This window comes from Pelagibacterium sediminicola (assembly GCF_003390885.1).
Lineage (GTDB): Bacteria > Pseudomonadota > Alphaproteobacteria > Rhizobiales > Devosiaceae > Pelagibacterium > Pelagibacterium sediminicola.
Genome location: NZ_QMEL01000007.1, coordinates 128875 through 153282, shown reverse-complemented (window position 1 = coordinate 153282; position 24408 = coordinate 128875). Strand labels below are relative to the sequence as shown.

Here is a 24408-nt window from a genome sequence, read left to right as displayed (position 1 = left end):
TGGCTTAGCAGACCCAACTTCGATAGAGGGAATTGTCATCCGCCATATCCTCGAACAGCCATACCATTCTGTCCAGGAACCAGGTCTTGGCGAGGATGACCGTGCCGATACCCGCCAGCGTCGGCCAAACCGCCAGCACGATCAGTCCGTAAATAACCACAAGCGAAGCGATCCCATTGAGCACCGAAAGCCGGAAAGCCGCCTGACGATGACCCTCGGGGATGGCCACCGTCTTACGATTCAACCAGACTCGCTCACCCAGAACCGCTTTTGATGCCCAGTTCGCCGTTGATTGAGGATTGGCGAAAAGCCGAGGATTGATCCAAATCCACAAGATGACCATAGCAATAGGCACAAGCGCCCACCATCCGACCCAAATTCTGCTCCATATAGCCAGAGCCAGAAGCGGCAGGCCCGAATAACGAGTATAGACACTCAAGGGATTGGCGTGTCGCTGCCAAGTTGAATCGTCCATCAACATGAGTCGTTCGAAGAAAGACTTGCGCTTTTCTGTCATGGAAACATGTAGATCACGCCATCATGGGGTTTTCAATCCCACCACCGCGCCGCAGCCTCGTCGTCGCTCGCCCGTGCCTCCACCCAGTCCTCGCCATCCGCCCGCCTTTCCTTCTTCCAGAACGGGGCGTCGGTCTTGAGGGTATCCATGATGAAACTGGCCCCCTCGAAGGCGGAATGCCGGTGCGGCGCGAGGGTCATCACCTGGACGATCGGCTCGCCGGGACGGAGCGTGCCGAACCGGTGGATGATGTCGGCATCGATCAGCCCGAACCGCGCCACCGCCTCCGAGGCGAGCTTTTCGAGCTGGCGCTGGGCAAGTTCGGGATAATGCTCGAGCGTCAGTTCCTCGACCGGATCGTCCGGCGTCGAACGCACCAGCCCGGTGAAGGTGACGGATGCGCCCGCTCCCTTGGCACGCGCAAGGAAACTGTTGCTTTCCGCCCCCGGGTCGAACGGTTCGGCCTGCAACCGCATCCGCATCGGATCAGCCGCCGGTCATGGGCGGAAACAACGCCACGGTCCGCGCGCCCCTGATCGATGCGGAATGTTCGACCAGTTCTTCGTCCACCGCCGCGCGGATCGATTGGCGCTTTTGCGTCGCGAGCGCAAAGCCTTCGTCCCGCTCCGCGAGAAAATCCATGAGCTCGGCGACAGTCGAAACGTCGTCGGGAACATCGATCTCATCGCCGTCCCGATCCAGCCGTTCCCGCAGCCACGCGAAATAAAGAATCTTCATTCATCCGCCTCAAGATGAGCCGTAACCCCGGCCCAATATTGCCACCCCGTGATCGCCGTCAGCACCGCCGCGGCCCAGAGCAGGATATCGGAAACCTCGCGCATCCCCAAAACCAGCGGCTCGGCAATGAGGATGCCGAGCGCCACGAGCTGCACGGTGGTCTTGTATTTGGCGAGTTTCGACACCGGCACGACGATCTTCTCGGTGCCCATGAATTCCCGCAGGCCGGAAACAAAGATTTCGCGCAACAGGATCACCGTGGCCGGGATCAGGTCCCACACTCCGAACGAGCCATCGAAACAAAAAACCAGCAGCAGCGCACCGACCAGCAGCTTGTCCGCAATCGGATCGAGCATCCGCCCGATAGGCGAAACGGTCCCGTATTTGCGGGCCAGATACCCATCGAAAAAATCGGTGACGGCCGCTGCGATATAAACGATCAGCGCGATCCAGCGCAGCGCCGGATGATCGGCAAGCAGCAGCAGCATGATCAGCGGAATGGCTGCGATGCGGCCATAGGTCAGCCAGTTGGGGAGTTTGGCCATATCGAAACTGGGGGTAGTCATGGTGTCGGCTCCTGAGTGTGTGGCTTCACCCCTCCCCAGCCCTCCCCATCAAGGGGAGGGTGCATTCTTCGTGCGGCTGTTCCCATATGCACAGGTCCAGCACCTCCCCCCTTGTGGGGGAGGTTGGAAGGGGGGTGAGCGATGGAAACGGCAGCATTCCGCATGACCAGTCTCAACTCCGGTTGAAATGATCGTAGATCAACTGCGCCATCGCCGTCGAGATGCCCGGCAGCGCAGCAAGGTCGGACACCGCCGCCCGCGACACCGCTTTGGCCGAGCCGAAATGCTGGAGCAGCGCGCGCTTCCGTGTCGGGCCGATGCCCGCGATCTCATCGAGCGGGTTTTTCACCATTTCCTTTTTCCGCCGCGCGCGGTGCGTGCCGATGGCGAAACGGTGCGCCTCGTCGCGCAGCCGCTGGACGTAGTAGAGTACCGGGTCGCGCGCCGGAAGCATGAACGGGTCGCGCCCTTCCATGAAGAAAGTCTCGCGCCCCGCATTGCGTTCCTCGCCCTTGGCGATGCCGATGACGATAACCTCGCGCTGCAGGTTGATCTCCTCGAGAACGCCCCGCACTGCATTGGCCTGTCCCGCCCCGCCATCGATCAGCAGCACGTCGGGCCAGTCGGGCATGCCGGTCGTCTCGTCCTCGGCATCGACCTCGCTTTCGGCGGCCAGCCGGGTGAACCGCCGCGTCAGCACCTCGCGCATCATGCCGAAATCGTCGCCGGGGGTGATGTCCTTCGATTTGATATTGAAGGTCCGGTAGTGCTTTTTGGATAACCCATCCATCCCCGCGACCACCATCGCGCCCACCGCGTTGGTGCCCTGGATGTGCGAGTTGTCGTAAACCTCGATCCGCCTTGGCGTTTCTTCCAGCCCGAAGGTTTCGGCCATCGCTTCGAGCAGTTTGCGCTGGCTGGCGGAATCGGAAAGGCGCCGCCCCAGCGCCTCGCGGGCGTTGGTCAGCGCATGCTCGACCAGTACGCGCTTTTCGCCCCGCTTGGGCGTCTCGATCCTGACCGACCGCCCTGCCCGCACCGCAAGCGCCTCGCGCAGCACATCGGCCTCCACCAGTTCCTCCGACAAGAGCACCAGCGCGGGCGGCAGCCGGTCCTCATAAAACTGCGCGATGAAGGCTTCGAGCACCTCGGCGGGCGCAAGGTTTTCATCGGCGCGCGGGTAAAAGGCGTGGTTGCCCCAGTTCTGGTGCGCCCGGTAGAAAAACACCTGCACGCAAAAATCGCCCGCCTCCTGATGGATGGCAAAGACATCCGCCTCGGACACCGTCTGCGCGTTGGCGCCGCCCCCGCCCTGGATCAGCGCCAGCGCCCCCAGCCGGTCGCGCAGCATCGCCGCCCGCTCGAAATCGAGCGCCTCGGCGGCGGCGTTCATGTCCCTTTGCAGATGATCCTGCACCGCCTTGGACTTGCCCGAAAGGAAATCGCGCGCTTCCTCGACGAGCGCCTGATAGTCGGAGATGGAAATGACGCCGGTGCACGGGGCCGAACACCGCTTGATCTGGTATTGCAGGCAAGGCCGCGTGCGCGCGGCATAAAAGCTGTCCGAACAGTTGCGCAAAAGAAACGCTTTTTGCAGCGCCGTGATGGTGCGATCCACCGCCACCGCCGAGGCGAACGGCCCGAAATAATGCCCCTTGCGCCGCCGCGCCCCGCGATGTTTGGCGAGTTGGGGCGCCTCGTGCTCGGTGGCGATCAGGATGTAGGGGAAACTCTTGTCGTCGCGCAAAAGCACGTTGAAGCGCGGCCGCAGCCGTTTGATGAGGTTGGCCTCGAGCAACAGCGCCGCCGCCTCGGTTTCGGTGCGCACGAACTCCATCGAGCGCGTGGCCGAAATCATGCGGTTGATACGGACCGAATTGCCCTCATAGCGGGTATAGTTGTTCACCCGCGCCTTGAGGTTGCGCGCCTTGCCCACATAGATGACGTTCCCGTCCTCGTCGAGCATGCGATAGACCCCCGGCCCCGAGGGCAGGGTCTTCACGAAGCGCCTGATGGTCTCAGGGCCTGTATCGACAGGGTTGTCGCTCATCTGAGGCGCGGGGTTGGCCCGTTGCGCGGGCTCCATTCGAGGTGCTCGCCGCCATCGAGCGCAATCATCTGCCCGGTCATGGAGCCGAGCGTCAGAAGCGTTATGACGCCCTCGGCGATCTCATCGGGTGTCGCCCCGTCCCCAAGCGGCAGCCGTTCCCGGGACGCGTGGAATTCCGCCTCGGTCTGGCGCACATTGGCGAGCGTCGGCCCCGGCCCGATGGCGTTGACCCTGATGCGGGGGCTGAGTGCCTGGGCGAGCGTGCGCGTTGCCGTCCACAACAACGATTTCGAAAGCGTATAGGAAAAATAGTCCGGCGAAAGCCGCAATACCCGCTCATCGATAATGTTGACGATATTGCCCTTTTTGCCTTCGGGAAGCTGCGCGGCGAAATCGCGGGCAAGAAACACCGGTGCTTCGGCATGGACCGCCATATGCAGATCCCACAGATCCTCATGAAGCGTATCGACGCTGTCCGGCTCGAACGCCGAGGCGTTGTTGACGAGCACGTCCAGCGGTCCGAAGGGCGCGGACGCCGCCGCAATCAGCCCCATGCGCTCGCGCCGGTTCGCAAGATCAGCCCTGACGATCTCGGCCCGCCCCCCGTCGGCGCCGATCGCATCGGCCAGCGCCTCGGCCTTGGCCCCGGACGACCGGTAATGGATGATCACGCCATAGCCCTCGGCGGCCAGCCGCGTCGCGATGGCCGCGCCGATCCTGTCTGCTGCTCCGGTGATGAGGGCGACACCCTTCATGGGACTCTCCGGTTCCTCGAAACACGTTCGAGATAGGTGCGAATCGTATGTTTCGCAATGACTCTAACCCTGGCGCAGCCGCGCGTCCCGCACTATGCCGGGCGCATCGATCCACCGCCTGCAAATTCATGCTTAAAACGAATCGAACAACCGCATAGTCTGTCATAGTTCTCGTGGCAAACTTGCTACGGGCCACTCTCTCAGAGGGGAAGAGAACATGGAAGCAATACTGCCTATTATTATCCAGCTTATTGCCGGCGCTGTCGGCGGCAACGGCCTTGCCGCCGCCGCCAAGAATTTGAGTCTCGGCACCACGGGCAACACCATCGCGGGCGCCGTTGGCGGCGTCGGCGGCACCTGGCTTGCCGGCCTCATTCCGGGGCTGGCCGGGCTTGTGGCCGGATCGGGCACGGGCATCGATGCCACCGCGCTCGTCGGACAGGGCGTGTCGGGCCTTGTTGGCGGTGGCGTATTGACCGCGGTTGCAGCGCTCATCAAGAATGCTGTAGCCAAGTAGAGCGTAAAGAGCTATCGAAGTTTCCGGTCCGGGCAGCAATTGCCCGGGCCGTTTTCTTTTGCGCCGGATAGGGCCGGTCTGGGGCGAAAGTCCCTGGTTTTCGAGATCAGAACATGTCCGCCATGGCAAACGCCGGTGAAACCAATATCGGCAAGGGCGTCGCGATCCTGCTCACGGCCACCGCCGTCTTCGGCATTCAGGACGTTTTGACCAAGATTGTCGTCCAGAACTATTCGGTCTTTCAGGTCGTGATGATCCGCTATTGGGCGTTCGCGCTGTTCTCGGTCTGGCTGGTGATGCGGCGCGGGCCGATCCGCAACGCCTTCGTCTCGGCGGCGCCCCGCTGGCAACTGGCGCGCGGGGTGTTGCTGGTCGCCGATATCTGGCTGTTCACCGAGGCGTTGCGCACCCTGGCGCTGGGCGATCTCGCCGCCATCACCATGACCTATCCGCTGATGGTGACCCTCTTTGCCATTCCCCTCCTCGGCGAGCGCGTCGGCCCGTTCCGCGCCGGGGCGGTGGTCGCCGGGTTCATCGGCGCGCTGGTCATCCTGCGCCCCGGCTTCGTGACCATCGAGATCGGCGTCATCTACGGCCTTTTGAGTTCGGCCGCCTTTGCGCTCTATCTGGTCTTCACCCGCAAGGTCGCAACACTGGATTCCACCACCACCTCGATCTTTTACGTCGGCATCGTCGGCCTTGTGATGACCACCGCCGTGGGCGTCTTCCACTGGGAGCCCATGCGGTTCGAGGACATGCTGACCGTTATGGGGCTGTGCGTAACCATGTGCACCGCCCACGGCCTTGTGATGGCCTCCATGCGGTATGCGCCCGCCAGTGTCCTGCAGCCCTTCAACTATTTCGCGCTGCCCTGGGCCATAACTCTGGGCTTTTTGGTATTCGGCACGATGATCGAGGGTTTTGCCCTGCTCGGTGCGCTCATCATCGTGGTCGCCGGGCTCACCGTCATGTGGCGCGAGCGGCACATGGTGGCCAGGGCAAGGCTCAGCGCGGGCGCCCCAACGCGACCATCCACATAGCGACCCCGACGAGAAAACACATGAACCCCAGGGGGGCGACGGTGAGGCTGAGCAGCACAGGCAGCATCGCCTCGGTTCCCGGCGCGAGCGCCATCATGGCCAGCGCTGGCAACAGTCCGATGGCCAGCAGCAGCCCCCCAAGCTGGAGAAAGGCATAGCTCCAACGCTTCAGTGTCATCGCAATCGCTCCTCATCGACCCTTGAATATCGGGCCGGACCTGCGCATCTGGAAATCTGAAACCAAACCGGGGAGACGCGCAAGGTGATCATACTCCTTTATGCGGCCATCGTGCTGGCCGCCATAACGATCATCGGCAACCTGATGCTGCACAAGTGGAACGCCAAGCGCCTCGACCAGCGCGTGGGCGAACGCGTGGACGCCTATCTCACCTCGCTCGAGCGCGAAGGCGTGCCCGAACCGCTCGATGCCATGGGCAGCGACGAGCGCCGCGAAATGCTCATCGCCGCCGCGCGGCAGGTGAAGGCCGAGAGCGACCGCCGGTTCTATATCGCCGCCATCGGGGGGATCGTCGCCTTTTTCGTCGCGCTCGGCTTTGCCATCGAGGGAGCGGGCACGCGCGATTTCGTCATCACCCTCGCCATCGGCGCCGCCGTGATCTACGGCGTCAACACCGTTCTTTACCGCAACCTCAGATCGAAACTGGCCGCGCGCGGCATCGAGTTGGAGCGCATCGCCACCCAATAGGCCAAAGGCCGGAACCCGAGGTCCCGGCCTTTCCTTGAGGGCTTAATTGCCGACGCAGAAATAGCCATTGGGTCCGTTAAAGCAAACCTGGCTGTTGTTGTGGGGCGGGCGCGGATCGGGCCGCCAATGCGGGGGCCGCGGCGAAGGATTCCAATGCGGCGGACGCGGCGGGTTCGGCTGCCAGTGCGGCGGACGCGGCGGATAATGGTTCCAGTGCGGCGGGCGCTGGACCGGCGGCTGATAGACCGGCGGGCGCGGTTGCTGATAACCCTGTGTAAGATAATTGCCCGAGACCCAGCCATTGGGACCGAAGCGCCCCTGATCGATAAAGCACCAGCCGCTTCGGCAATATTCCACCTCGACCCGCTCACCGCGCTGCAACACGTCGATGACGCGGTAGCCAGTGCCCGGACCCGAGCGCACATTGACCGACGCAGTGGCCGACGCCGTCCAGGCATACGCCCCGGCGGTCATCACCATCATCATCAGGGCAGCCAGGCCGCCCATGAGCATATTCTTCTTGAGAGCCATTTCGCATCTCCCTGTCATGTTTCTGACACCGCTCCCGGCGTCTTGACCCCATATAACGCGCTGGCAACTGAACGGTGCCTGAACGCGATATTTAGGAAGATGCCGGTTGGTTCTGCGACGCAGGCTATATCGCAACCCCCTCATCCGACCTTTCGCTTTCGCGAAAGCCCACCTTCTCCCACGAGGGGAGAAGGGCCCCGGGGGTGAGGGGTGCGATGCCAGCCGATTCCGCACATTTGTGCAACAGGCCCGTCTCGCATTCACCTTTCATGCAAAAGTCATATTGCCCATCAAATACCCAGCCGCTAAAGGTGCCCGCAAACGAGCCGGGGCGATTGGCGGCACCGGCATAAGAGCTTGGGACAGAGGCAGATCCATGAAACTGGTGACGGGCAACTCAAACCTCACCGTGGCCAAGGCCGTGTCGGATTATCTCGAAATCCCCCTCACCGACGCGTCGGTCAAGAAATTCGCCGACAAGGAAATCTTCGTCGAGATCCACGAGAACGTGCGCGGCGAGGACGTCTTCATCCTCCAATCGACCTCCTATCCGGCCAACGATCACCTGATGGAACTGCTCATCCTGATCGATGCCATGCGCCGCTCGTCGGCCCGCCGGATCACCGCCGTCCTGCCCTATTTCGGCTATGCGCGCCAGGATCGCAAATCGGCCCCGCGCACCCCGATCTCGGCCAAGCTGGTGGCCAATCTCATCACCCACGCCGGCGCCAACCGTATCCTGACCCTCGATCTGCACGCCCCCCAGATTCAGGGCTTTTTCGATATCCCGACCGATAACCTCTACGCCGCCCCCGTGCTCACCCGCGACATCGCGGAAAACTACGACACCTCCAAGGTGATGATCGTTTCCCCCGACGTCGGCGGCGTGCTGCGGGCCCGCAACGTCGCCAACCGCATCGGCGCCCAGCTCGCCATCGTCGACAAGCGCCGTCCGCGCGCCGGTGTGTCGGAAGTCATGAACATCATCGGCGATGTGGAGGGGCAATCGTGCATCCTCATCGACGATATCGTCGATTCGGGCGGCACGCTGGTCAACGCCGCCGAAGCGCTGCTCAAGGCGGGCGCCAGCGAAGTGTCGGCCTATATCACCCATGGCGTCCTTTCGGGCGAAGCCCCCAACCGCATCGCCAATTCCCCGCTAAAGGAACTGGTGACCACCGATTCGATCGAAATGACCGACGCGGTAAGGAAGGTGAGCAAGATCCGCCACATCACCATCGCCCATCTCCTGGGCGAAGCCATCGCCCGCACCGCCTCGGAACAGTCTGTCTCAAGCCTTTTCGACTGATCCGTCCGGCAACACCCCTAACCGAACCTTAACGCGCCCCTTGCCGGTTTCCCCAATTTCCGCCCTTGGGCAAATCACGCATCCTTTCTGCTGCATCGACAGCGCGTGGAAAGGGATTTTGACCTTTGAGCACGACTCAGCCAGAAACGCTGCGCGCTGGCGGAACCTGGGGTCGGCTTCGGCATTTTCTTCTTTTGAAGATCGTCCGGTGGGCCATGCAGTCCCTCGCCTCGCGCGTTGCGTATGTGGAAGTATCAGTGACCAAATCTCCCCCCCACGGGCGACGCATCGCCCCGCGTGCCGAGGCCGAGGCGGAACTTCGCGCCCTGCTCGACGAAATTCCCCAGTGGCCCGACGACATGCTCATGCATATGCACAGGCGCTATGGCGAAAGCCGTCTTTTCCGCGTGCATCACGCCCCCGATGGCGTATTGACCGAGCGTGCCCGGACCCTGCTCAACGCCACCCGCTCCGAAATGATGCTGCGCGGCTTGACATTGAGCGGCGGGGAATGAAGCCTGCATCATTATCACCCTTTCACCGTTAGATGGCTTAGCGATGTCCAGGACCATTCTCATAGCCGCCCTCGCCGCACTCGTTCTTTCAGGCTGCACGGTCTCCGCCGAAGAGCGTCGCACCCGCGACCAGCAGACCTGCCGCGGCTATGGATTTGTCGAGGGCAGCGAGGCTTTCGCCAACTGCATGCTGCAACTCGACCTCGACCGCCGCGCAGCGCGGCGCGAGGCCCTCAACAGCGCCCCGCCCCTTTTCCCGCCCACCGTGGTGGTGGTTCGGGAACAGCAGCAGACGCCCTGAGGTCTTGCTCTCGCCGGCGCGCTGCTTTATACCGCGCGCATGAAGCGCCCATCACCCCTGGAGGATGGGCGCGCGTTTTGTTCGGACACATCACAAACAGATCCGAAGGAACGCACCAACCCAATGGATGATTTCCATGAGCGTCGAGCTTAAGGCTTCGGTGCGGGACCGGGTGGGCAAGGGGGCCGCTCGTGAACTGCGTCGTGAAGGTCTGGTTCCTGCCGTTATCTACGGCGAAAAGAAGCCCCCCCTGGCTATTTCCGTGTCCTACAAGGACGCTTTCCGCAAGATTCACGAAGGCGGCTTTCTCAGCACCGTCATCGACATCGAGGTGGACGGCAAAAAGCACCGCGTGATCCCCAAGGACTACCACCTCGAACCCGTCCGCGACTTCCTCGTGCATGTGGATTTCCTGCGCGTGGGCAAGAACACCTCCCTGACGGTAGACCTGCCCGTGCTGTTCATCAACGAGGAAAAGTCTCCTGGCATCAAGAAGGGTGGCGTTCTCAACGTCGTACGCCACACCGTCGAGGTCACCGTGCCTGCCGATAACATTCCCGAGAACCTCGTGGTTGATCTCGCCGGCACCGATGTCGGAGACTCGCTGCACATTTCGGCGGTCACGCTTCCCGAGGGTGTTGTCCCGACCATCACCGACCGCGACTTTACCATCGCAACCATCGCGGCACCTTCCGCCTTGCGCTCTGCCGAGGGCGAAGAAGCCGAAGAAGGCGCCGAGGAAGCCGAAGAATAAACCTTTGGCGAGACCGGCGGCATGCCCGCCGGTCTCCTTTCTCAATACAACGGGGTCATGCGATGCACCTGATCGTGGGTCTTGGCAATCCCGGCGCCGAATATGCCGGCCACCGGCACAATGTCGGCTTCATGGCGGTAGACGAGATTGCCCGCCGCCACACTTTCCCGCCCTTCCGCCAGAAATTCTCCGCGCTCGTTTCCGAGGGCATGATCGATGGCGAAAAGCTGCTGCTTTTAAAGCCCCAGACCTTCATGAACCGCTCCGGCGATGCGGTGGGGCAGGCCGCCAAGTTCTACAAGCTCGCCCCGGCCGACATTTCCGTCATCCACGACGAGCTCGACCTTGCTCCCGGCAAGGTGCGCATCAAGTCGGGGGGCGGGCATGGCGGGCATAACGGTCTCAGATCCATCGAGGCCCATCTGGGCAAGGATTTCGTCCGCGTCCGGATCGGCATCGGCCACCCCGGCCACAAGGAGCGCGTCAATCCGCACGTGCTCTCGAACTTCCACAAGGCTGATGGCGAATGGCTCGAACCCCTGCTCGACGCGCTGGCGAAAAACGCCGGGCTTCTCGCCAAGGGCGACGCGGCAGGGCTGATGAACAAGCTGGCGCTCGCCGTGCCTTCCGGCGAAAAGCCCCAGGCCAAAGCGGCGCTAAAAGCGCAGAGCCATATCCGCCAGGCCCGCCCCGCCGCACCGCAAGCCAAAGTGCCGGAGACCGGCCCGATGGCAAATATGCTCAAGAAGCTGTTCGGGGACAAGGGCTGACTTGGGCTCCCGTGTATCACCCCCACCCAACCTTCCCCATCAAGGGGGAGGTGCTGCATCGTACCACGGGCCGTCTCCCATGCTCCGTAACACCCTCCCCTTAATGGGGAGGGGTGAAGCCGCATACGCAAAGGCCGCACTGACGATCGTACCACACCTTCTCTTGACTTCTCCCCCCGCCTGCACGAGTTAGGGCGCTAACGTCCAGCGCCCCTCCGGCGCTTTTCCCGAGGTATCTTTCATGGGTTTCAAATGCGGTATCGTCGGCCTGCCCAATGTCGGCAAATCGACGCTGTTCAACGCCCTGACGCAGACGGCGGCCGCGCAGGCGGCCAATTTTCCCTTCTGCACCATCGAGCCCAATGTGGGCGAGGTGTCGGTGCCCGATGAACGCCTCGACAAGCTTGTCGAGATCGGCAAGAGCCAGACCAAAATCCCGGCCCGGCTGTCGTTCGTCGATATCGCCGGCCTCGTCAAAGGTGCATCCAAGGGCGAGGGCCTGGGCAACCAGTTCCTCGCCAATATCCGCGAATGCGACGCCATCGCCTATGTACTGCGGTGCTTCGAGAACGACGACATCGTGCACGTGGCGGGTCGGGTCGATCCCATCGCCGACGCCGAAGTGGTCGAGACCGAGTTGATGCTCGCCGACCTCGAAAGCCTTGAAAAACGCATTCCTGGGCTCGAAAAGAAAATCCGCGCGCAGGACAAGGAGGCAAAGCTCACCCTTGACCTGATCCAGCGCGCCAAGACCCTGCTCGAAGAGGGCAAGCCCGCCCGCCACACCGCGCGCGCGCCCGACGAGGAAAAGGCGTTCAAGGAACTCCAGCTTCTCACCGCCAAGCCGGTCCTTTACGTCTGCAATGTCGACGAAAGCGCTGCCGCGACAGGCAACGAACATACCAAAAAAGTCGAGGCATATGCCCAGGAGCAGGATGCCCGCTCGGTCATCATATGCGCCGAGATCGAGGCCGAGCTGGCCGGGCTCGACGATGCCGACCGCAAGGATTATCTGCAATCCCTCGGCCTTGACGAACCGGGCCTCAACCGCCTGATCCGCGAGGGCTACAAGCTTCTGCACCTGCAAACCTATTTCACGGTTGGCCCCAAGGAAGCCCGCGCCTGGACTATTCCGATCGGCACGAAAGCCCCGCAGGCGGCGGGCGTGATCCACACCGATTTCGAGCGCGGCTTCATCCGCGCCCAGACCATCGCCTATGATGATTTCATCGCGCTCGGCGGCGAGGTGGCCGCCAAGGAAGCGGGCAAGGCCCGCGACGAGGGCAAGGACTACGTCGTCAAGGATGGCGACGTGATGCTGTTCAAGTTCAACACCTGATCCCGCCTTCTCCCCTTCGCTGTCCCGGCGAAAGCCGGGACCCACGCGCCACACCCCTCCCCGTCATCACCCGGTTTGTCCGGGTGGCCCAGAGCCGCGAAGGCTGGTTTGCCGGGATAATCCGGGCAACGACGAGGAGTTGGACAACCCCTTTAGATCGTTTCAGGTTTTGATTGAACCGGCACAGAGCGGCGCGTTTTGAAGGATCGCGCTGGATTGCCGGGAACGGGTCCCGGAATGACAATGGTGTTTTCTGCTGGCTCCCTCCCTCCAATGTCACCCCGGTATTTATTACCGCGGACCAGAAGAGTGCCTCGGCGGACACGGACCTTCTTGATTCCGTCAAAACCTGAAATGCTTTAATGCGCCGGAACTGGCGCCTTGCCCGCCATTTCATCGGGCCCATCGCTGCGCCGGATGAAGAACGACGCCGCCAGCGAGATCAGCGAAAGCGTGGCGCCGGTGATGAAGGCGAGATGCAGCCCGCCGGTCAACGCATCGATCGGGTCTGCGCCTTCCGCCATGAGGGCCTCGCTGCGCAGCGTCATCAGCGAGACGAACAGGGCGATGCCCGCCGCACCCGCCACCTGCTGAAGCGTGCCCAGCATGGCGCTGCCGTGCGAATAGAGCCGCTGGGGCAGAGCGCCGAGGCTGGCGGTAAAGAGCGGGGTGAACAACAGCGCAAGGCCGAGGCTCAGCGCCAGATGTCCCGCCAGCACATAGGTCACGGGCGTCGTCCGGTCGATGACCGTCATGGACCAGAGTACCGCACTGACCAGAACGGCCCCGGGCACGACCAGCCGCGTCGGCCCGTACCGGTCGTACCAGCGGCCCACGAACGGGGCGAGCAGGCCCATCAGCAATCCGCCGGGCAACAGCAGCAGCCCGGTCTGAAGGGTATCGAGACCCATCACGCTCTGGGTGAAGATCGGCAAAAGGATGATCATGCCGAACAGCGCCATCATGTTGATCACCATCATGCCCAGCGCGATCGAATAGGCCGGGAAGGTGAAGGTGCGGAAATCGAGCAATGCGCCATCCCTGCGCTGCAGGAAGATCTGCCGCCACACAAAGATTGCAAGCCCCACGCCACCCAGGGCAATCGGCAACCAGATCGGCAGCAGAGGCTCGCCATGGCTGGATTCGCCGATGGTGGAAAGTCCATAGACGAGTCCGCCAAACCCCAGTGCCGACAGCACCACCGAAAAAATATCGAGCGGGGCATAGCGCGGAGTCGTGACGTTCCGCATGAGCCGCCAGCCAAGCACCAGCGCGCCCAGCGAAATCGGCAGGATGAGCCAGAACAGCCAGCGCCAGTCGAGATAGTTGAGAATGAGGCCCGAAACCGTGGGGCCAACGGCAGGGGCCACAGACATGACGATCGAGATATTGCCCATGGTGCGTCCGCGCCGGGCGGGGGGCACCAGCGTCATCACGGTCGTCATCAGCAGCGGCATCATGATCGCGGTGCCCGACGCCTGCACCACGCGCCCCACGATCAGCACCTCAAGGCCGGGCGCCAGCCCGCAGATCAGCGTGCCGAGGCTGAAGAGGCTGATCGCCGTGATATAAAGCGGGCGCGAATTGACGCGCTGGATCAGGAAACCGGTGATCGGAATGACGATCGCCATGGTGAGCAGGAACGCCGTCGTTAGCCATTGCACCGCTCCGGCGGTCACGTCGAGCGCTTCCATCAGGGGCGGCAGCGCCACGCCCATGACGGTCTCGTTGAGCATGACAATGAACGCGGAAACCAGCAAAACCGCGATGACGATGAAGTTGCGCCGTTCAAGCGCAGCGCCGGCTTCCGCGCCGGACGGAGCGGGATGCGAAATGTCGGATGTCATGATCTTTTCTCTTCCAGCCACACACCGAACCACCCACCCCGCGCTCGGCCGGCAAAAAAGCGGGGGCGTGCGGAATAAGCCCAAACGCCGGTTGCGTCAACCCGCTCCCGACGATCTTTTCCACTGGCGGCAGGCGTGACACAAATGGCACAAGCGGCCATCCGCATCGAGGACGGGCCACGCGGGGTCGATCCGACACCTGCGCGGCAAGTTTTATCGCCCTTGCCCCCAATTCCGTTATCGGCGAAACTCGATTGACGTTAAGGACAACAGAATGCCCAATCCGATAACACACGACCGCCGATATTTCGAGGATCTCGCCGAAGGCGAGACCTTCGCGCTCGGGCCGATGAAGGTGACCAAGACCGACATCATCGAGTTCGCGACCGAATTCGATCCCTTCCCCTTTCATCTCGATGAAAAGGCGGCGAAACAGAGCCTTCTGGGTGGGCTTGCGGCCAGCGGCTGGCAGACGGGCGGGCTTTCGCTCCGCATGCTCGTCGATGCCCTGCTCTCCAGGGTTGCCTCGATGGGCGGGCTGGGCTTTGCCGGCCTCAAATGGAAGCGCCCGCTGATGAAGGGCGATACGCTTTCGGGCACCGCCACCATCACCTCGCTGCGGCGCTCCAACAGCCGCCCGGAAATGGGTATCCTCACCGTCGCCTTCGACATGCACAACCAGAGAGGCGAACAGGTGATGACGCTCAATCTCGCCAATCTGGTCGAGGTGCGCAATCCCGGCGCCGGGGCCGCCCAATGACGCGCTGGTTCGAGGAGATCGTCACGAACGAGCCCATCGCGCTGGGCAGCCACACCTTCACCGAGCAGGAGATCATCCGCTTCGGCAAGCGCTACGATCCGCAATATTTCCATATCGATCCCGAAGCTGCCAGACACTCCCATTTCGGCGGCCTCATCGCCTCGGGCTGGCATACGGTCAGCGTCGGGCACCGCAAGATGGTCGACCGACTCGAAGCCGAGGAAGAAACGGTCCGCGCCGAGGGCGGCACGCCCGGCGTCTCGGGTCCCTCCCCCGGCGTCAATCGCATGGATTTCAAGGCCCCCGTCCGCCCCGGCGATACGGTGAGCTATACGCTGACGGTCACCGGCAAGCGCGCCTCCAATTCGTTGCCCGGCTGGGGACTGCTCTTCAATCTGATCGAAGCCCACAACCAGCATGGCGAACTGGTCTATAGCGCCGATCTCGTCGGCTTCTCCAAGCTCCGCGATTACCGGATGCCCCTGCGCCTCAGGCTGGCGATGGCTCTTCGCAACATACCCGGCATCGGGAAGGTCTTTCGCAGATGATCGTCATCAAAAGCATCGCCCTGATCGTTGCGGGCCTGCTCGGCGCTTCGGGAGTTGCTGCCGCCGCCGCGTTGAGCCACGCGGGCGCGGACCTTTTGGCCCCCTACGCCCTCATCGCCCTCACCCACGCCCCGGCCCTGCTGGCGCTGGGCCTCGTGGCCCGGACCCGTATCCTTTCCGTTACGATGCTGATCCTCGCGCTCGGCGCGATCCTGTTCTGCGCCGACCTCGCCACGCGCCATTTTGCCGGTCACGGCCTTTTTCCAATGGCCGCCCCGATAGGCGGAATGCTGCTCATCGCCGGATGGCTCGCCGTGACACTCGCCGGGCTGGCAGCGCTGCGCCGGTAGGCTGTGGGGCCAGCCGCCGATCAGTGCCCCTCGAAAGCGATCAGCGCATCGACGGTGACGCCCATGGCCTTGAGCCTTTCCGCTCCACCGATATCGGGAAGATCGATCACGAAGCCCGAATGCTCGACCTTTGCACCCGTCCGGCGCAAGAGGGAAACGGCAGCGACGGCGGTGCCCCCGGTTGCGATGAGATCATCGATCAGCAGGACATTGTCGCCCTCACCCACGGCGTTTGCGTGGATCTCGATGGTATCCACGCCGTATTCGAGCGCGTAGTTCTGCCCGATGGTTTCGCCGGGCAGCTTGCCCGCCTTGCGCACCGGCACGAACCCCACGCCCAGCGCGATCGCCACCCCTGCGCCGAAAATGAAACCCCGCGCTTCGATCCCGGCCACCTTGGTGATCCCCTTGTCGCGATGGGCGGCGGCGAGCCGCTCGACGCTTTCCCGGAACCCGGCGGAATCCTCGATCAGCGATGTGATGTCGCGAAAGATGATGCCCGGCTTGGGATAGTCGGGGATCGAGCGGACGAGGGTTTTGAGGTCGACGGTCATTGCGGCTCCGGCCTTCAGCATTGGAGCGTTTCCAGAATAAGTGGGCACCGCTTATTCGGTTCGGAAACGCGATAAATCAAAGACTTAGAGCTTCTGTTTTGATTCCATCAAAACAGGAAAAGCTCTAGGAATGTGGAGCCTTGCGCTTCCCAGCGGAATCGGACCCCGAACCGGGCCAATCAATCATGATTCAGGCGATGGGGAAAGCGCGTCCGCGTCAGGGTTTTCCGCGCGCCATCAGCCGGCCCGCGAGCACCCCGGCGGTATAGGCCGTGCGGCGGGTCGTCTCGATGGCCTTGGCTTTCCGGGCATCCGACAACAAACTTGGCGCGGCCTTGATCGCGGCGCGAACGGCAGGACTGCGGCTGGCGGCAAAGGCAACGACCAGGACGGTGCGGGCAACGTTTGCGGCAGACACGTCATTCTCCCCTGTTCATGCGCACGGCCCGACAATGGTCTCAAAGTCGGGCCCTTGCAAGGCGGTACAAATGAAAATGGGCTCCGGGGAGCCCATTGTCCATTTCTATCAGTGCGCATCACGCCAGAGGCGCCGCTTGACGAGATACATCAGGATCGCAAAGCCCACGAGGAAGAGCAGGACCCTGAAGCCCATCTGCTTGCGCGAAACCATGTGCGGGTCTGCCGTCCATTGCAGGAAGGCCGAAACGTCGAGCGAATACTGGTGCAGCGTCTCGGGCGTGTTGCCGTCCTCATAGGGGATCATCCCGTCAGCCAGCGGCAGGCCCATGGCGATGATGCCATAGAAATCGTTGTAGTACTGGCCCGGCTCGAGTTCCACATCCGCCGGCGGCTCTTCGTAACGCGTCAGCAGGTTATAGATATAGTCCGCCCCGCCTTCCTGATAGGCGGTGAAATAATTGAGCGCCCACCAGGGAAAGTCCTGGGAAATGGTGCGGGCCTTGGCCATCAGTGAAAGGTCCGGCGGCAGGGCGCCGCCATTGGCGTCGCGGGCGATCTGCTCGTTGGGGAAGGGATCGGGCCAGCGGTCGGAAGGAACGCCCTCGCGCTCACCGCCCTCGGCGTTCGGGTCCTCAATGGTATATTCCGCCGCGAGCGCGCGCACCGCATCTTCCGAATATTCCGGACCGCCGGGCTCGGAAAGGTTGCGGAAGGAGATGTATTCGAGTCCGTGGCAGCTCGAGCAGACATCCTTGTAGATCAGGAAGCCGCGGCGAAGCTGGTTGCGGTCATAGGTGCCGAACGGCCCCGAGAAGGACCAGCTCTGCTGGTGGGCCTCAGCCCCCTCTCCTGCCGCGTTGGCCGGAACCGCTGGCAGGGCCAGGCCCAGGACCAGCAGGATCGCGCCGAGGAATGTAGTCTTTTTCATCATTGTCTTTCCCCCGCGCCCTTACGCCTTGGACTTGCTCTCGCCCAGGACGCTTTCCGAAATGCTGGTGGGAAGCGGCGCGGGCGTTTCGATACGGCCAAGGATCGGCAGGATGATCAGGAAGTAGGCGAAATAGTAGAAGGTACAGATTTTCGCAAGCATCACATAGATGCCTTCGGCCGGCTGTGCGCCAAGATAGGCCAGCGCGACAAAATTCACCGCGAACAGCCAGAAGAAGGGCTTGAACAGCGGGCGGAACGTGCCCGAACGCACCTTCGAGCTATCGAGCCAGGGCAGCGCGAAAAGGATCAGCAGCGAGCCGAACATCACGATGACGCCGCCGAGCTTGGAGTCGATGAACAGCACGTTGAAGTCGATGGCGCGCAGCATGGTGTAGAACGGCAGCAGATACCATTCGGGCACGATATGGGCGGGTGTCACCTGCGGATTGCCGGGAATGTAGTTGTCCGGATGGCCCAGGATATCGGGCGCAAAGAACACGAACCAGGCGAACGGGATCATGAACACGACGATGGCGTAAAGGTCCTTCATCGTGAAATAGGGGTGGAATGCCAGCGTATCGCGGCTGTCCTTCACCTCGACGCCCGTGGGGTTGTTGTTGCCCGGCACGTGCAGCGCCCAGATGTGCAGCACCACGACCGCCGCGATGATGAACGGGATCAGGTAGTGCAGCGAAAAGAAGCGGTTGAGCGTCGGATTGGCCACCGAGAACCCGCCCAGAAGCAGCGTCTGGATCGGCTCGCCGATGATGGGCAGGGCCGAGAAGATGCCGGTGATGACCGTCGCGCCCCAAAGGCTCATCTGGCCCCAGGGCAACACGTAGCCCATGAATGCGGTCGCCATCATCAGGATGAACAGGATCACGCCCAGCATCCAGATGACCTCGCGCGGCGCCTTGTAGGAGCCGTAATAGAGGCCGCGGAAAATGTGGATATAGACGGCGGCAAAGAACATGGAGGCGCCTACCGCGTGAGCCCCCTGGATGACCCGGCCATAATTGACGTCGCGGCGGATATGCTCGATCGAGGCGAAGGCAAGATCCACATTGGGGGTATAGTGCATCACGAGGATAATGCCGGTGATGATCTGCACCACCAGCATGAAGGCGAGGATGGCGCCGAACGTCCACCAGTAGTTGATGTTGCGCGGGGTGGGGAAGTCCATCAGGTGTTCCTTGGAGAACCTGATGATGGGAAGGCGCTCGTCGAGCCAGCGCTCGATGCCCGTTCCCGGCGTATAGCTGCCAGAATGCTGTGCCATCTCGTGCGCTCCCCTTAACCGATCTGCACGACTGTGTCGCTGATGAACTCATAGGGCGGAACCACGAGGTTCGCCGGGGCGGGACCGCGCCGGATGCGGCCCGAGGTATCGTAGTGCGACCCGTGGCACGGACAGAACCAGCCGTCGAAATCGCCCGCCTCGCCCACCGGCACGCAGCCAAGGTGTGTACAGTTGGCGATCATGATGAGCCACTGGTCGTGGCCCTCGACCACGCGGTCCTCGTCACGCTGCGGGTCCTTGAGGTCGGCCATCGGGACGGCGCGCGCCTCCTCGATCTCGGCTTCCGTGCGGTGACGGATGAATACCGGCAGGCCGCGCCACAGGATGGTCACCGAGGACCCCTCGACGATCGGCGCGATGTCGAACCGGATGGACGCCAGCGCGAGAACCGAGGCATCGGGGTTCAACTGATCGATAAGAGGCCACGCCACGCCGGCAACGCCGACCGCCCCCACTGCTCCTGTCGCGACGTATAGAAAATCGCGTCTTGTCGCTTTTGTTTCGCTCGCTGTCGCCAAAGCTCTTGATCCCCGTAAGGCCTGAACACAAATTCTTGATTACCGCCCCCGCACCGTACCCGTTTGCACGGGAAAATGCGACTCGGCCCCACCATAGGGCGACGCGGATTTTTGGGTTCTTTTTGCACCATCAAGCACACTTGTCCAGCCTCGCGGGGCGTTACTTCAATTATCTGCGACACTATACCGTCCCCGTTTTCGCCACATTCACGACGAGGTTATGGCCATGCGGGTCGCGCTTGCCCTCTACCAGCCCGATATCGCCCAGAACACCGGCACGCTGTTGCGGCTGGGCGCATGTCTCGACGTTACGGTGCACATCATCCACCCCGCCGGCTTTCCCTTTTCGCGCGCCAGCCTCAGGCGTGCCGGGCTGGATTACCTCGATCACGCGGGATATGTCGAACATTCCGCCTACTCGGCCTTTGAACGCTGGCTGGCGGAAAACGGCAGGCGGCTGGTTCTTTTGACGACGAAAACCGGGCAATCGGCCTATAACGCCGCCTACCGGCCCAACGACGTTTTGCTGCTCGGCCGCGAGAGCGCGGGCGTGCCTCACGCGATTGCGGAAAAGGCGGCGCTTTGCGTGCGCATCCCCATGCGACAACACATGCGCTCGCTCAACGTCGCCATCGCGGGTAGCATGGTGCTGGGCGAAGCGCTCCGCCAGACAACAGCATTCGGGACATTATCATGATCTTGGAATTCGACCTCGACGACGCCAAAGACCGGGCCAGCGGCTGGTTCCGCCACGTCCGCGACAAGTTGTGCGAGGTCATCGAAACGCTCGAAGACGAGGTCACCGGCCCCCACGCGGATCGCGAGCCGGGCCGCTTCGAGCGCGAAACATGGAAACGGACCGATGCAACTGGCGCCGATGGCGGCGGCGGGGAAATGTCGATCATCAGGGGCCGCGTCTTTGAAAAGATGGGCGTCCATATCTCGACGGTTCACGGCCAGTTCTCGCCCGAATTTGCCAAGCAAATTCCGGGCACCGAGGACGATCCCAGCTTCTGGGCCTCTGGCATTTCGGTCATCGGCCACCCCTGGAACCCCAACGTACCCGCCGTTCACATGAACACCCGCATGGTTGTGACCAGCAAGCTCTGGTTCGGCGGCGGCGCCGACCTCACCCCCGTGCTCGACGCGCGCCGCACCCAGACCGACCCCGACACCATCGATTTCCACGCCGCCATGGAAAAGGCCTGCGCGCGCCATAAAAGCGTCGATTACGAGCGCTACAAGCAATGGTGCGACGAATACTTCTACCTTCCCCACCGCAACGAACCGCGCGGCATCGGTGGCATATTCTACGACCGGCACGCAACCGGTGACTGGGAGGAGGATTTCTCCTTCACCCAGGACGTGGGCGCGCGGTTCATCGAAATCTATCCCGAACTGGTGCGGCGCAACTTCAACACGCCCTGGACAGAAGCCCAGCGCGAGGAGCAGTTGATCCGCCGCGGGCGCTACGTCGAATTCAACCTGCTTTACGACCGGGGCACGACCTTCGGGCTCAAGACCGGCGGCAACGTCAACTCGATCCTCTCCTCCATGCCCCCGGCGGTCCGCTGGCCCTGATGAAAAGTTCAGAGTCTGTCGAGAACCTGGTCGATCTTTTCTTCCACGGTCGTGATGCGGCGATCGATCAGCGCTTCGATCCGATCTTCAAGATTGGCAAGGGTGCCGGAAAGCTCCGACTTGAGCATCAACGTCAGATCGTCGGTCATCTCATGCGAGTTCCGCTCGAGACGGCCGATTTTTTCCGTGACAAGGAGGATGAGCTGCCGGACCTGCATGACGTCGCTGCGCAACTGCGCCTGATCACGCTGAATATCGGCAAGATTCCGGCCTAAAAAATCAAGGTTGACTGTATCGACCATCACCATTTTTCCTTGTCTGCCGGACAACTTAGGCGAGTTTTCCGGGAAATTCCAGTCTTGGACAATGGACAGGAACCGCCCCAACTTCTGCCCGTTTTATAGCATAGAGATGGATGACAACCAGAAAACGGAGGAAAGATCATGAAACGCTTTGACGGCGGATCGTTGATCCCCGGCGCGACCTGGCACGCAACGGCGGAAACCGAAGCAGAAGTCGTCCGCAAGGCGATCGAGCGGCTCAGGACCGAGCACGGCGAAACCGAGGTGCGTCCCGATATGGTCGAACGGATCAAGGAGCGCATCTTCGAGGTGCAGACGCGCCATTGAGAAGAAGGCTATGTCTGGCCCAGGCGCGCGAGCAAGGCCCGCCTGTCCAGCGCAAAGCCCGATTCGATCCAGTCCCGTTCGAGGCGCCGCAGCGCCGCGCCGAGGGCCGGCCCTTTGGGCACGCCCGCCGCGATCAGATCTTCTCCCTTGAGCGGGAATGCGCCCGGCGCATAGCCCGCCGCTTCCCTTGTCGCCGCTAATGTCCGCTCCTCCGGCCAATTGCCAAGCGCGGCAGCAATGCGGATAGCGTCCTCTTTTTGCTCTGGAAGCCGGTAAACCAGTTCCTTCAGTTTTCCTTCAGCAGCCAGAGCCGCGCCTCTGGCAAGCTGCTCGACCTGCCGGCGCAGGCCGTTCGAGAGCCGCCAGCGGGTTTGCAGCAGGGATATGCCGGTTCCCTGCGCGACAAAAATCGCCATACGCGACGCCGCATCCCCATCACCGAGACGGTCGAGCGCGGTAAGCGCGGCAGGCGAAACGAGGTCCGGCGACAGGATGGAAAGCCTGCACATCGCCTCGAGTGCCCTTGTGCAGCGCGGCGCATCGAGCAGCTTGAGCATTTCCGAACCGACCCGCTCGGCGGAAAGCTGCCCCAGCGTTGCCGCCGCCCGCCCGCAGGCTGCAAGCGCGTCGTCGTCGAACATCTCCTCGCCATGCGTGGCGCAAAACCGGAAATAGCGATAGACCCGCAGCCGGTCCTCGGCGATCCGCGCATCGGCATCCCCGATGAAACGCACCCGGCGCGCAAGGCAATCGGCCAGCCCGCCCAGCGGATCGAACAGCGTGCCGTCCGCACCGCAATAAAGCGCATTCATCGTAAAATCGCGCCGCGCCGCGTCTTGGCTCCAGTCCGTGCCGAACCGGACCTCGGCATGCCGCCCGAAGGTCGCAACATCCTTCCTCAGCGTCGTCACTTCCGCAACCACGCCCCCGGCCACCAGCGTCACCGTGCCGTGCTCAAGCCCTGTCGGATGAACGCCGAACCCGGCTTTTTCCGCGCGCGCCATCACCTCGTGGGGCAACAGTTCGGTGGCCATGTCGATATCGGTCCGGGCCCACGTAATGCCCAGAAGCGTGTCGCGCACGATGCCGCCGACCGCCCGCGTCCGCCCCTTGTCCCCATCCAGAACCTTGAAGAACCGTGCGGCTGTCCCGAGCCACGGCGCCGACCGCAAGCGGCCCAGGGCGCCCTCGGCGTTCACAGCGCCACCTCGCCGGTCAGCACCATGTCCCGGAACCGCCTTGTGAGATTGGCCGTGATGCCCCAGATCATATATCCATCGTAGTCGAGCTGCCACGACGAATGCTCCCGCCCGTTGCGGCGAATGCTGAACCGGCCATAGCTGCGCGGGTCGATCAGCATCTCAAGCGGCACCTCGAACACCCCGCCCACCTCCCCGGGGTTGGGCAGGAAGGGCGCGCTGGGCTCGACCACCGCCACCACCGGCGTGATGAAATAATTGGTGCCGGTGAAATAGAATGGCATATAGCCGAGCACCGAGGCATCGGCGGGATCGAGCGCCACTTCCTCATTGGCCTCGCGCAATGCCGCGTGGGCGGCGTCCTTGTCCTCGGGGTCGATCCGCCCGCCGGGGAACGCCACCTGTCCCGAATGGGAGCGGAGCGACGTCGCCCGCTCGGTATAAAGCACCGTATAGCCCTGCTCGCGCTTGACGAGCGCGATCAGCACGGCCGCGGGCACCGGCGGCCCGCTGATATCCGAAATGATGAAATCGGCCTTGAGATCGCGCGCATCGGGCATCGGCTGGGGCGTATCCAGCAGCCGTCCCGGTATCTGCGCAATGGCCGCATCCGATCGCACGCCGCCCTATTCTCCGTTAAAGCGCCCGATGTCGCCCGCAAGCGTTGCGGCCATCGTCTCGTCATGAGAGTGGACCAGCACGCGGGCGGGATCAACCGGGGCGGGAAAGCGGATGGCGTTGGGGACGGACGCCACAAAGCCGAGCGAGCCGTAATAGGCCAGATCCCCCACCAGCAAGACAAACGCGACGCCGTCACGTGCCAGCGCCAGTTCGCACGCATGGCGCACCAGCGCCCGCCCCGCGCCCTGCTTGCGAAAGGCGGGGTCGGTCATCAGCGGACCGAGAAGATACCCGTTGCCCCCGCCAACCCCGATCGGCGTCAGCCGCACCGACGCTGCGCGCACGCCGTTCAGTTCGGCAATCAGGCACAGGCTCGGATCGACCGGAAAACGCTCGCGCACCCGGAACGCGGCGCGCGCAAAGCGGCCGGGCCCGAACGAGACCTCGTGCAGATTTTCGATCCAGTCATTGTCGGCAGGGGTTTCGAGCCGAATGGCAAGGGCACCCGAAGGGACGGCAGGGTATGCCGGAGAAAGAGCAGTCATCGTCATGAATCCAGAACGGACAGGAAAAGGCGACACGGTGCGCGCAACTGGCGCGCGACTAAAGTCGTCGGATAACCCGGTCGATTCTGGACATCGCAATGCTCTCCTGTCTTCTGGTTTTAGCCAATACCATTGCCGGAAGGGTCCGTCCAACGAATTTGCACGCGAGTCTCAAACGGGGAAACCTGCGAAACGAAC

33 protein-coding genes are annotated in these 24408 nt (G+C 62.7%); 15 read left to right on the top strand and 18 right to left on the bottom strand.

Annotated features, from left to right (window positions below; all coding sequences use genetic code 11):
• Nucleotides 1-4: 4 nt before the first annotated feature.
• From DQG18_RS12430 to DQG18_RS12405, 6 genes are all read right to left on the bottom strand, one after another.
• Nucleotides 5-517 (bottom strand): DUF6653 family protein, encoded by a 513-nt coding sequence (locus tag DQG18_RS12430; protein ID WP_116654589.1) that lies wholly within the window; start codon nt 515-517, stop codon nt 5-7.
• A gap of 32 nt (nt 518-549) precedes the next feature.
• Nucleotides 550-999: a molybdenum cofactor biosynthesis protein MoaE gene (locus DQG18_RS12425; RefSeq protein ID WP_116654588.1), complete on the bottom strand. Its 450-nt coding sequence runs from the start codon at nt 997-999 to the stop codon at nt 550-552.
• 4 nt (nt 1000-1003) lie between these two features.
• Nucleotides 1004-1255 carry a molybdopterin converting factor subunit 1 gene (gene moaD / locus DQG18_RS12420; RefSeq protein WP_116654587.1) on the bottom strand — a complete coding sequence of 84 codons (252 nt, stop codon included), beginning with the start codon at nt 1253-1255 and terminating at the stop codon, nt 1004-1006.
• Entirely contained in the window at nt 1252-1821 is a 570-nt protein-coding gene (gene pgsA / locus DQG18_RS12415) for a CDP-diacylglycerol--glycerol-3-phosphate 3-phosphatidyltransferase (RefSeq protein WP_198669757.1), read from the bottom strand. The genes moaD and pgsA overlap by 4 nt, the downstream gene beginning before the upstream one ends.
• 172 nt (nt 1822-1993) lie before the next feature.
• Complete coding sequence (gene uvrC, locus DQG18_RS12410; protein ID WP_116654585.1) at nt 1994-3907, bottom strand: excinuclease ABC subunit UvrC; 1914 nt, start codon at nt 3905-3907, stop codon at nt 1994-1996.
• Entirely contained in the window at nt 3868-4626 is a 759-nt protein-coding gene (locus DQG18_RS12405) for an SDR family oxidoreductase (protein ID WP_116654584.1), read from the bottom strand. Before DQG18_RS12405 ends, uvrC begins: the two co-directional genes overlap by 40 nt.
• Before the next feature lie 217 nt (nt 4627-4843).
• Between DQG18_RS12405 and DQG18_RS12400 the strand changes: the two genes are divergently transcribed.
• Entirely contained in the window at nt 4844-5143 is a 300-nt protein-coding gene (locus DQG18_RS12400; protein WP_116654583.1) for a hypothetical protein, read from the top strand.
• 113 nt (nt 5144-5256) lie between these two features.
• Entirely contained in the window at nt 5257-6183 is a 927-nt protein-coding gene (locus tag DQG18_RS12395; protein WP_116654582.1) for a DMT family transporter, read from the top strand.
• Here the strand turns inward: DQG18_RS12395 and DQG18_RS12390 are convergent.
• Nucleotides 6149-6361 (bottom strand): hypothetical protein, encoded by a 213-nt coding sequence (locus DQG18_RS12390; RefSeq protein ID WP_116654581.1) that lies wholly within the window; start codon nt 6359-6361, stop codon nt 6149-6151. The genes DQG18_RS12395 and DQG18_RS12390 overlap by 35 nt on opposite strands.
• Nucleotides 6362-6445: 84 nt before the next feature.
• Here DQG18_RS12390 and DQG18_RS12385 point away from each other — a divergent pair, with 84 nt between their 5' ends.
• On the top strand, nt 6446-6889 hold the full coding sequence (locus tag DQG18_RS12385) for a hypothetical protein (RefSeq protein WP_116654580.1): 444 nt from the start codon (nt 6446-6448) through the stop codon (nt 6887-6889).
• 42 nt (nt 6890-6931) lie between these two features.
• Here DQG18_RS12385 and DQG18_RS12380 read toward each other — a convergent pair whose 3' ends face one another.
• Nucleotides 6932-7420, bottom strand: coding sequence for an SH3 domain-containing protein (locus tag DQG18_RS12380; RefSeq protein ID WP_245958454.1), 489 nt, complete (start codon nt 7418-7420; stop codon nt 6932-6934).
• Nucleotides 7421-7796: 376 nt separating this feature from the next.
• Between DQG18_RS12380 and DQG18_RS12375 the strand changes: the two genes are divergently transcribed.
• The 6 genes from DQG18_RS12375 to ychF all read left to right on the top strand — a co-directional run bounded on the left by DQG18_RS12375 (nt 7797) and on the right by ychF (nt 12408).
• Entirely contained in the window at nt 7797-8729 is a 933-nt protein-coding gene (locus DQG18_RS12375; RefSeq protein ID WP_116654579.1) for a ribose-phosphate pyrophosphokinase, read from the top strand.
• 257 nt (nt 8730-8986) lie between these two features.
• Nucleotides 8987-9244, top strand: a complete 258-nt coding sequence (locus tag DQG18_RS12370) for a hypothetical protein (protein ID WP_157970149.1) — start codon at nt 8987-8989, stop codon at nt 9242-9244.
• A 43-nt stretch (nt 9245-9287) separates the two neighbouring features.
• The gene (locus DQG18_RS12365; protein ID WP_116654577.1) at nt 9288-9545 is read left to right on the top strand and encodes a hypothetical protein; all 258 of its coding nucleotides are present in this window, start codon (nt 9288-9290) and stop codon (nt 9543-9545) included.
• A 127-nt stretch (nt 9546-9672) separates the two neighbouring features.
• Nucleotides 9673-10299, top strand: a complete 627-nt coding sequence (locus DQG18_RS12360; protein ID WP_116654576.1) for a 50S ribosomal protein L25/general stress protein Ctc — start codon at nt 9673-9675, stop codon at nt 10297-10299.
• A 62-nt stretch (nt 10300-10361) separates the two neighbouring features.
• On the top strand, nt 10362-11069 hold the full coding sequence (gene pth, locus DQG18_RS12355) for an aminoacyl-tRNA hydrolase (RefSeq protein ID WP_116654575.1): 708 nt from the start codon (nt 10362-10364) through the stop codon (nt 11067-11069).
• A gap of 241 nt (nt 11070-11310) precedes the next feature.
• A complete protein-coding gene (ychF, locus tag DQG18_RS12350) occupies nt 11311-12408 on the top strand; it encodes a redox-regulated ATPase YchF (protein ID WP_116654574.1) in 1098 nt (365 codons plus the stop codon).
• A 359-nt stretch (nt 12409-12767) separates the two neighbouring features.
• On the opposite strand, the gene DQG18_RS12345 is transcribed toward ychF, so the two are convergent.
• Nucleotides 12768-14255, bottom strand: coding sequence for a DHA2 family efflux MFS transporter permease subunit (locus DQG18_RS12345; protein WP_116654573.1), 1488 nt, complete (start codon nt 14253-14255; stop codon nt 12768-12770).
• A 274-nt stretch (nt 14256-14529) separates the two neighbouring features.
• On the opposite strand from DQG18_RS12345, the gene DQG18_RS12340 reads away from it, so the two are divergent.
• The 3 genes from DQG18_RS12340 to DQG18_RS12330 are packed head-to-tail and all read left to right on the top strand — an operon-like array spanning nt 14530 to nt 15913.
• Nucleotides 14530-15015, top strand: a complete 486-nt coding sequence (locus DQG18_RS12340; RefSeq protein WP_116654572.1) for a MaoC family dehydratase — start codon at nt 14530-14532, stop codon at nt 15013-15015.
• A complete protein-coding gene (locus tag DQG18_RS12335; RefSeq protein WP_116654571.1) occupies nt 15012-15563 on the top strand; it encodes a MaoC/PaaZ C-terminal domain-containing protein in 552 nt (183 codons plus the stop codon). The genes DQG18_RS12340 and DQG18_RS12335 overlap by 4 nt, the downstream gene beginning before the upstream one ends.
• The gene (locus DQG18_RS12330; RefSeq protein WP_116654570.1) at nt 15560-15913 is read left to right on the top strand and encodes a DUF423 domain-containing protein; all 354 of its coding nucleotides are present in this window, start codon (nt 15560-15562) and stop codon (nt 15911-15913) included. The genes DQG18_RS12335 and DQG18_RS12330 overlap by 4 nt, the downstream gene beginning before the upstream one ends.
• A 20-nt stretch (nt 15914-15933) precedes the next feature.
• Here DQG18_RS12330 and apt read toward each other — a convergent pair whose 3' ends face one another.
• The 5 genes from apt to petA all read right to left on the bottom strand — a co-directional run bounded on the left by apt (nt 15934) and on the right by petA (nt 19635).
• On the bottom strand, nt 15934-16467 hold the full coding sequence (gene apt, locus DQG18_RS12325; protein ID WP_116654615.1) for an adenine phosphoribosyltransferase: 534 nt from the start codon (nt 16465-16467) through the stop codon (nt 15934-15936).
• Between the two features lie 217 nt (nt 16468-16684).
• On the bottom strand, nt 16685-16885 hold the full coding sequence (locus DQG18_RS12320; RefSeq protein ID WP_116654569.1) for a hypothetical protein: 201 nt from the start codon (nt 16883-16885) through the stop codon (nt 16685-16687).
• A 108-nt stretch (nt 16886-16993) separates the two neighbouring features.
• Nucleotides 16994-17815, bottom strand: a complete 822-nt coding sequence (locus tag DQG18_RS12315) for a cytochrome c1 (protein ID WP_116654614.1) — start codon at nt 17813-17815, stop codon at nt 16994-16996.
• Between the two features lie 21 nt (nt 17816-17836).
• Nucleotides 17837-19096, bottom strand: coding sequence for a cytochrome b (locus tag DQG18_RS12310; protein ID WP_116654568.1), 1260 nt, complete (start codon nt 19094-19096; stop codon nt 17837-17839).
• A 14-nt stretch (nt 19097-19110) separates the two neighbouring features.
• The gene (petA, locus tag DQG18_RS12305; protein WP_116654567.1) at nt 19111-19635 is read right to left on the bottom strand and encodes a ubiquinol-cytochrome c reductase iron-sulfur subunit; all 525 of its coding nucleotides are present in this window, start codon (nt 19633-19635) and stop codon (nt 19111-19113) included.
• Nucleotides 19636-19861: 226 nt separating this feature from the next.
• Here petA and DQG18_RS12300 point away from each other — a divergent pair, with 226 nt between their 5' ends.
• Both DQG18_RS12300 and hemF read left to right on the top strand, forming a co-directional pair.
• On the top strand, nt 19862-20332 hold the full coding sequence (locus tag DQG18_RS12300; RefSeq protein WP_116654613.1) for a tRNA (cytidine(34)-2'-O)-methyltransferase: 471 nt from the start codon (nt 19862-19864) through the stop codon (nt 20330-20332).
• Nucleotides 20329-21216, top strand: a complete 888-nt coding sequence (gene hemF, locus DQG18_RS12295) for an oxygen-dependent coproporphyrinogen oxidase (RefSeq protein WP_116654566.1) — start codon at nt 20329-20331, stop codon at nt 21214-21216. The genes DQG18_RS12300 and hemF overlap by 4 nt, the downstream gene beginning before the upstream one ends.
• An 8-nt stretch (nt 21217-21224) precedes the next feature.
• Here the strand turns inward: hemF and DQG18_RS12290 are convergent, their stop codons facing one another.
• Nucleotides 21225-21524 (bottom strand): hypothetical protein, encoded by a 300-nt coding sequence (locus DQG18_RS12290; protein WP_116654565.1) that lies wholly within the window; start codon nt 21522-21524, stop codon nt 21225-21227.
• Nucleotides 21525-21659: 135 nt separating this feature from the next.
• On the opposite strand from DQG18_RS12290, the gene DQG18_RS12285 reads away from it, so the two are divergent.
• A complete protein-coding gene (locus tag DQG18_RS12285; protein ID WP_116654564.1) occupies nt 21660-21845 on the top strand; it encodes a DUF1059 domain-containing protein in 186 nt (61 codons plus the stop codon).
• 8 nt (nt 21846-21853) lie between these two features.
• On the opposite strand, the gene DQG18_RS12280 is transcribed toward DQG18_RS12285, so the two are convergent.
• From DQG18_RS12280 to DQG18_RS12270, 3 genes are read right to left on the bottom strand one after another with little or no spacing between them, the layout of a single operon-like run.
• On the bottom strand, nt 21854-23044 hold the full coding sequence (locus tag DQG18_RS12280; RefSeq protein WP_198669756.1) for a CCA tRNA nucleotidyltransferase: 1191 nt from the start codon (nt 23042-23044) through the stop codon (nt 21854-21856).
• On the bottom strand, nt 23041-23664 hold the full coding sequence (locus tag DQG18_RS12275; protein WP_116654562.1) for a CoA pyrophosphatase: 624 nt from the start codon (nt 23662-23664) through the stop codon (nt 23041-23043). The genes DQG18_RS12280 and DQG18_RS12275 overlap by 4 nt, the downstream gene beginning before the upstream one ends.
• Before the next feature lie 6 nt (nt 23665-23670).
• Entirely contained in the window at nt 23671-24210 is a 540-nt protein-coding gene (locus tag DQG18_RS12270; RefSeq protein WP_116654612.1) for a GNAT family N-acetyltransferase, read from the bottom strand.
• Nucleotides 24211-24408: the final 198 nt, after the last annotated feature.

Bases quoted from the DNA above. Each gene is read 5' to 3' on its own strand.
- DQG18_RS12430 (WP_116654589.1), bottom strand. From the start codon at position 517: ATGACAGAAAAGCGCAAGTCTTTCTTCGAACGACTCATGTTGATGGAC.
- DQG18_RS12425 (WP_116654588.1), bottom strand. From the start codon at position 999: ATGCGGATGCGGTTGCAGGCCGAACCGTTCGACCCGGGGGCGGAAAGC.
- moaD (WP_116654587.1), bottom strand. From the start codon at position 1,255: ATGAAGATTCTTTATTTCGCGTGGCTGCGGGAACGGCTGGATCGGGAC.
- pgsA (WP_198669757.1), bottom strand. From the start codon at position 1,821: ATGACTACCCCCAGTTTCGATATGGCCAAACTCCCCAACTGGCTGACC.
- uvrC (WP_116654585.1), bottom strand. From the start codon at position 3,907: ATGGAGCCCGCGCAACGGGCCAACCCCGCGCCTCAGATGAGCGACAAC.
- DQG18_RS12405 (WP_116654584.1), bottom strand. From the start codon at position 4,626: ATGAAGGGTGTCGCCCTCATCACCGGAGCAGCAGACAGGATCGGCGCG.
- DQG18_RS12400 (WP_116654583.1), top strand. From the start codon at position 4,844: ATGGAAGCAATACTGCCTATTATTATCCAGCTTATTGCCGGCGCTGTC.
- DQG18_RS12395 (WP_116654582.1), top strand. From the start codon at position 5,257: ATGTCCGCCATGGCAAACGCCGGTGAAACCAATATCGGCAAGGGCGTC.
- DQG18_RS12390 (WP_116654581.1), bottom strand. From the start codon at position 6,361: ATGACACTGAAGCGTTGGAGCTATGCCTTTCTCCAGCTTGGGGGGCTG.
- DQG18_RS12380 (WP_245958454.1), bottom strand. From the start codon at position 7,420: ATGGCTCTCAAGAAGAATATGCTCATGGGCGGCCTGGCTGCCCTGATG.
- DQG18_RS12375 (WP_116654579.1), top strand. From the start codon at position 7,797: ATGAAACTGGTGACGGGCAACTCAAACCTCACCGTGGCCAAGGCCGTG.
- DQG18_RS12365 (WP_116654577.1), top strand. From the start codon at position 9,288: ATGTCCAGGACCATTCTCATAGCCGCCCTCGCCGCACTCGTTCTTTCA.
- DQG18_RS12360 (WP_116654576.1), top strand. From the start codon at position 9,673: ATGATTTCCATGAGCGTCGAGCTTAAGGCTTCGGTGCGGGACCGGGTG.
- pth (WP_116654575.1), top strand. From the start codon at position 10,362: ATGCACCTGATCGTGGGTCTTGGCAATCCCGGCGCCGAATATGCCGGC.
- ychF (WP_116654574.1), top strand. From the start codon at position 11,311: ATGGGTTTCAAATGCGGTATCGTCGGCCTGCCCAATGTCGGCAAATCG.
- DQG18_RS12345 (WP_116654573.1), bottom strand. From the start codon at position 14,255: ATGACATCCGACATTTCGCATCCCGCTCCGTCCGGCGCGGAAGCCGGC.
- DQG18_RS12340 (WP_116654572.1), top strand. From the start codon at position 14,530: ATGCCCAATCCGATAACACACGACCGCCGATATTTCGAGGATCTCGCC.
- DQG18_RS12335 (WP_116654571.1), top strand. From the start codon at position 15,012: ATGACGCGCTGGTTCGAGGAGATCGTCACGAACGAGCCCATCGCGCTG.
- DQG18_RS12330 (WP_116654570.1), top strand. From the start codon at position 15,560: ATGATCGTCATCAAAAGCATCGCCCTGATCGTTGCGGGCCTGCTCGGC.
- apt (WP_116654615.1), bottom strand. From the start codon at position 16,467: ATGACCGTCGACCTCAAAACCCTCGTCCGCTCGATCCCCGACTATCCC.
- DQG18_RS12315 (WP_116654614.1), bottom strand. From the start codon at position 17,815: ATGAAAAAGACTACATTCCTCGGCGCGATCCTGCTGGTCCTGGGCCTG.
- DQG18_RS12310 (WP_116654568.1), bottom strand. From the start codon at position 19,096: ATGGCACAGCATTCTGGCAGCTATACGCCGGGAACGGGCATCGAGCGC.
- DQG18_RS12300 (WP_116654613.1), top strand. From the start codon at position 19,862: ATGCGGGTCGCGCTTGCCCTCTACCAGCCCGATATCGCCCAGAACACC.
- hemF (WP_116654566.1), top strand. From the start codon at position 20,329: ATGATCTTGGAATTCGACCTCGACGACGCCAAAGACCGGGCCAGCGGC.
- DQG18_RS12290 (WP_116654565.1), bottom strand. From the start codon at position 21,524: ATGGTGATGGTCGATACAGTCAACCTTGATTTTTTAGGCCGGAATCTT.
- DQG18_RS12285 (WP_116654564.1), top strand. From the start codon at position 21,660: ATGAAACGCTTTGACGGCGGATCGTTGATCCCCGGCGCGACCTGGCAC.
- DQG18_RS12270 (WP_116654612.1), bottom strand. From the start codon at position 24,210: ATGACTGCTCTTTCTCCGGCATACCCTGCCGTCCCTTCGGGTGCCCTT.